Source organism: Hyella patelloides LEGE 07179, assembly GCF_900659865.1.
GTDB lineage: Bacteria > Cyanobacteriota > Cyanobacteriia > Cyanobacteriales > Xenococcaceae > Hyella > Hyella patelloides.
This window is the reverse complement of sequence record NZ_LR214159.1, coordinates 1-4,378: the sequence shown is the minus strand read 5'-3', so window position 1 is coordinate 4,378 and position 4,378 is coordinate 1. Positions and strand designations below refer to the sequence as shown.

Here is a 4,378-nt window from a genome sequence, read left to right as displayed (position 1 = left end):
ACAATAGAGAAATCTTTGCTGCCCATAAAGCAAAACGTGGATTTGTTTGGGGCTAAAAACAGGTTAAAAGCTTTCTCTATTTAGAGTACAGTCTTTATCGATCGCTTTTTTCCGAAAGTCCAGTTAAAACTTTCTCCCTATCTACTGAGTTTTGACTTTGTTCCTGCTAATAACAATCTCAAAAAAGACCTTCAAAAAATTAACAACTCCTCCTACTTTCCTTGGGCAGTTTCGGGACATCCAGCTTATGAATATTTATTCGGTAAACCCCAACCCCCTCGCCATGAAGTCTTATTTTATGGTGCTTTTCCTACCAACCCTCCTAATAAAGCTCAAGTAACTGCTCTCAAACATCAAAGTGAAAATAACCAGACCTCAGTTATAGGACCGCCTGGTACTGGCAAAACTACTTTACTGTTACATTCCATTGCTGTCGCTTTAGTCGAGCGAGCTTATCAGCTAGCCTCAATAGGTATCGACAAAAGCAATTTAACTTTAATAACCAGTACCAACAATCGAGCCGTATCCAATGTATTAGAAAAACTAGATACTTTACCCATTGCCGACCTTTTTGCTCTCCCAGGAGGCAAAAAAGAGGTTATCGAACAACAAGCTATACCTAAATTACAAGCAGCAATAGACTGGCTGTCATCTAAGACATTTGATAAAAGTAAATGGACGCAAATATCTTCTGAGATTGTGGCAGGAGTAAAAGAGCTACAGCAGCAGTTAGAGTTAGATCGAGAGAGTGCGCGACAAAAAGAACGAGATATCCGCGTTCTCGAACAACTAAAAACTGAGCTTCAGACAATTGATAGTCAAATAGAAGCTTACGAGCAGCAGGTTAGCACTAATGATTACTCTCAATATCCCGAATCAGCCTACGAACAAATTTTATTTCATTTAGAAAAAGCAGTTCGTTCTCTACCGCGTCATCACTTCAATCGTTTGACGAGAACGACAGTTAACCAACAAACTCAAAAAACCCCCAGGTGGCAGCGACTTTGGTATTTCTTACTCAAACTTTGGCAGAAAATTACTAGAACGAGTACTCACCAGATTATCAAACGACTAAATGCTGCGATTAACATTCCTCTAACGGCAACTTTAGCGACCCCTTTTCCTTTTCGATTGCCTCAAAACCGTGAAGAGCTAATAGCAGCCAGGTTATCTGTAGCCGAACAGTTAGAGTTAGCAAGAGCGAGTCACGAGCGACAATCTCAAAACCCAACTAACGTTCTCCTTGAGCCAAGAAACGAACTTCAAGAACGCTTAACACAAATAGAACAACAACTCGCCAGCTATCCCACAGAAGACTTTTACACCCGTTTTCCGCAAGAGTATCATCAACAGCAACAACATTTATTCGAGCGTTCGCGACAATTTTTACTCCTTGAAGCACTGCGTCGCAAAGATAAAGTAATTGCCTCACTCAGAACCTACATAGATGTCATTACTCCACAGTGGAACTATGAAGCCAGGCGGAAATTCGCTTCATCTTGGTCAACTATCTTAAAAGATGTAAGTTTACTTTTTCCCGTTTTTGCTTCGACTCTTCATTCAATTAGAAACCTCTTACCTTATCCAGATAGTGGTTGTATCGAGCTTTTAATCGTCGATGAAGCGGGTATGATTCCTCTACATCAGCTATTTCCCGCCCTCGTGCGCTCTAATAAAGCGATGGTGGTAGGAGACCCCTTACAATTAGAACCGATTATTCCTTTTAGTCAATCAACCATAGAACAATATCATTCTTCAGCTTTTACAGAAAGAGGATTAAGCGATACTGACTACGAGTGTTATAGTCCGACAGCTATTTCTACCGCAACTGCCTATCATCGAGCAGCAGGAATATTCGGTGAATCAACTGAAACTGAGAATGGGATTATTTTAACCGAACATCACCGTTGCGCTCCATCAATTATTGCCTTTTCCGAACGTCTCTGTCGCTATGGCTTGGTTCTAAGAACCCCAGAGAATCCATCAAAACTTGGCTTTAATCTAATTGCTTACCATGTCGAAGGCAATTACGACCAACATACCAATCCTCAAGAAATTGAGGCAATTTGTAGCCTAATGGAATATCTCCACGTATCTGGTTATAGCATTTGTGACCCAAGCGATAAAAACACGATTGGAGTGATTTCTCCCTATCGCGCTCAAGCCGATCTACTGCATAACCGCTTACAGAAAAAGTATTCCGATTTGACGAGAGACAGTATCGGTACGGTTCATACTTTTCAAGGAGGGCAAAAATCGGTAATTATTCTTTCTACTCGTCAATGTCGGACTACAGATAGTTTTTGGTTTATCAATCGTCGTCCTAATCTATTAAACGTAGCCGTTAGTCGCGCTCAAGAGTTGTTGATCTTGGTCGGAAATTTAGAGTTACTCCAGCAGTCAGGAGGTTATACGCGAATGTTGGTCGAGCATATTCAGAAGTCAGGAGAAATCAGACAGCTACCTTAAACAATTAATCGATTAAGGTAAAGTTTCTAACTGCTTTGTACCATCAATAGAAATATAAAGCACTCGATTAATCAGCTCTCTACCAGCTTCAAGTTCTTGCTGGATAAATTTTACTGCCGAAGTACATATCTCAATCTGTTCGTTACGCAGTAAATCACCTTCAACTATAAACACGATTCCCGCATGAACCTCAAAAGCAAGAGCAAACTTCTCGAAATCACCAACATTTGCAGTGACTACAATAAAAGCATATTCTCCTATTTTGGCGATCGCTAAAACCGCTGAAATGGTTCTTACTCTCGCCTGTTGTAGCGAAGCGGTAAGAGTGACTGCGGACAGACAAAAAGGAAACAAAGCCGTTAAATTATCTCCGCGTCGCTCTTAACAACAGGTACACAGGGGGGTTTGGGGGGCAGTATGCACCCCAAGTATTTATTTCAAAACCTGCGCTCATATCCGTTCAAATTCCTTCGTTAAGCGAATGCAAAGCACAAAACTGTCTGCCTTTTGATAGTGAATCAACAAAATTCTTTTTCAATAGTTTTTAAAGGTAGGAATAAAGATAGAAGACTGTCTGTAAAGCCAGATGCAATGACTAATTATTTCTGCTGGAAAACGATGACGCGCATAGAGATTTTTGTTCATTTCCCTATTATCTCATGTCTGACTTCGTTAACCTGACAATATCCCTGGATTGACTCCCATTACCAAAATGAGATCGCATCTATCAACTTTCTCAATGCTTAATAATTTAATACTGGCGTTGGTATTGATAATAGTTGGATGGTCGATTTTGAGATTGGGCGATCGCGCTTTTCTCTTATTTAATAATTATAATCAACGTTAAAAGAATAAAAGAGAAGCACAATAACTTTTTATTGTTATCAAACTTTAATACTTTAGTTAAAACGTATCATAATTAGCATTTTTTTTATTTGACAATTTTTAAGATTATTTTATAAATTACATTGGCTAAATTTTGGGTTGCATTTTATCGCTTTTGAATTTGACGAAAAGGATAATTTTGCTTGGCTAAATGTTGCGTGATTCTGATTGAACAAAGTCAAGATATTTAATAATACACATCAATATTAAATCTTTTCTTTTTGAGATATAAGTTTGTTTTTTGAATAAGTACTGAATTGTTTGAAAATTTAATAATAAATAGGAGTTAATACTATGGTCGGCACGATTGGTAAGCAAACAAAAGTAGTTCATGGAGCTTGTCCTCATGATTGTCCAGATACTTGCTCGATGCTGGTCACAGTTCAAGATGGTCGAGCTATTAAGGTAGAAGGCAATCCAGACCATCCATTTACCCAAGGGACTTTGTGCGGAAAGGTAAGCGATTATTTAGATCGCGTCTACAGCCAACAGCGCGTGCTGTATCCTATGCGTCGCGTTGGTGCAAAGGGTAGTGGAGAGTTTGAACGCATCAGTTGGGATACCGCTCTAAATGAAATCACCAGTTGCTTCCAGCAAACAATTGCCGAGTATGGGGCAGAAGCAATCATGCCCTGTAGCTACCTGGGTCATGAGGGCTTACTTAATGGGTTAACCGTAGGAGATGCTTTCTTTAATCGTCTGGGGGCAACCGTAACCGAGCGTACCATGTGTATTTCCTGTACCAGTACCGCTTATCTGATGACCTATGGCCCAACTCATGGCACTGACCCAGATACATTTCGTCACTCCAAATACATTATTCTCTGGGGCTGTAATGCTCTCAGTACCAACGTCCATTTGTGGCCCTTTATTCAAGACTCACGGTTCGCTCAATTTAAAAATGGTCGAGCAAATAAAGACGATGAAATCAAGTCACAGTAATAATTAGAGCGATTGGAGTCAATTAGGAACTAGCTGGGGAACAAGATAAATCGATTCAGGAATGTTCATCAAATTTAAAATT

General features: G+C 39.7%; 2 protein-coding genes and 1 pseudogene. 2 read left to right on the top strand and 1 reads right to left on the bottom strand.

All coding sequences use genetic code 11. From position 1 onward, the window contains the following. Positions 1-96 precede the first annotated feature (96 nt). Positions 97-2,469 carry a DEAD/DEAH box helicase gene (locus tag H1P_RS31290; RefSeq protein ID WP_342799630.1) on the top strand — a complete coding sequence of 791 codons (2,373 nt, stop codon included), beginning with the start codon at positions 97-99 and terminating at the stop codon, positions 2,467-2,469. Positions 2,470-2,481: 12 nt separating this feature from the next. Here the strand turns inward: H1P_RS31290 and H1P_RS31285 are convergent, their stop codons facing one another. Then, a complete protein-coding gene (locus H1P_RS31285; protein ID WP_186376254.1) occupies positions 2,482-2,823 on the bottom strand; it encodes a DUF5615 family PIN-like protein in 342 nt (113 codons plus the stop codon). A gap of 825 nt (positions 2,824-3,648) precedes the next feature. On the opposite strand from H1P_RS31285, the pseudogene H1P_RS31280 reads away from it, so the two are divergent. Further along, positions 3,649-4,254, top strand: a pseudogene (locus H1P_RS31280) (molybdopterin-dependent oxidoreductase); the annotation flags it as partial. Between the last annotated feature and the right edge of the window lie 124 nt (positions 4,255-4,378).